1 pseudogene is annotated in these 1,042 nt (G+C 76.2%); it reads left to right on the forward strand.

Annotated elements, in window-relative coordinates:
• Positions 1 to 1,042 (forward strand): annotated as a pseudogene (locus BST27_RS32940) (PE family protein); the annotation flags it as partial.

Here is a 1,042-nt window from a genome sequence, read left to right on the forward strand (position 1 = left end):
GCCGGTGGGGGGGGGGGTGCGGGGGGGTGTGGGGGGGCACCCGGTGACGGCGGCCGCGGCGGCAACGGCTCGCTGCTTTTCAACAATGGGATTGGCGGTAGGGGCGGCGACGGCGGTGACCCCGGGTTCGGCGGAGTCGGTGGGGCGGGCGGCCACAGCGGAGGCGGTGCTTTTGCCGCCCACGGTGCGGCCGGCAGCACGCCCACCAGCGGCGGTAACGGCGGTGACGGCGGCAATGGAGCCCACGCCTCGGTCGCGCTCGGCGGCGACGGCAGCGCTGGCGGGGACGGCGGCGATGGCGGCAGATACGGAAACGGCGGGGCCGGCGGCAAGGGTGGCAACGGAGCCCCGGGCACTGCTGGTTCCTCGGGCCCCAGCGCCTGCAATGGCCTTGTCGGCGGGGCCGGTGGACACGGCGGCGCGGGCGGCGACGGCGGATCCAAGGCCGGCAACGGCGGTGCCGGTGGTGCTGGCGGCAACGGCGGTAACGGCGGTCAGGGCGGCTCAGCCTTTGCCGACGGCCAAACTGGCGGCAGTGGCGGTGACGGCGGGGCTGGTGGCGACGGCGGGGCCGGTGGAAGTGCTCAGTTGGGCAGCCTCGGCGTTGGCGGGGTCGGTGGCAGCGGCGGCACCGGCGGAATTGCCGGTAACGGGGGTACCGGCGCCGACGGCAATGTCTTTGTCAACGGTGGTGTCGGCGGCAGGGGCGGCGACGGAGGCGACCCGGGCTCGGGCGGCCCCGCCGTTCCCTCCGCCGCCACCGTCCATACCGGCGCCCGCCGACGGAGTGCCCGGCGTACCCGTTCCTCCGCTTCCGCCGGCGCCGCCGTTGCCGCCGTTGCCGACGAGGCCACCGTTGCCGCCCGCGCCGCCAACGGAGCCCGAGAGGCCGGCGACTGGGGCGTCGGCTCCTCTTCCGCCGGTGCCGCCGTTGCCGCCGCTGGTGGGCACGCTGCCGGTCTTACCGTCGGCGGTGTAGGAGGTGCGGGCGGGAACGGCGCCAACGGCTCCCACGGCACTGACCAACTCATGCTGGGCTTCG

It is taken from the genome of Mycobacterium intermedium, from assembly GCF_002086275.1.
GTDB lineage: Bacteria > Actinomycetota > Actinomycetes > Mycobacteriales > Mycobacteriaceae > Mycobacterium > Mycobacterium intermedium.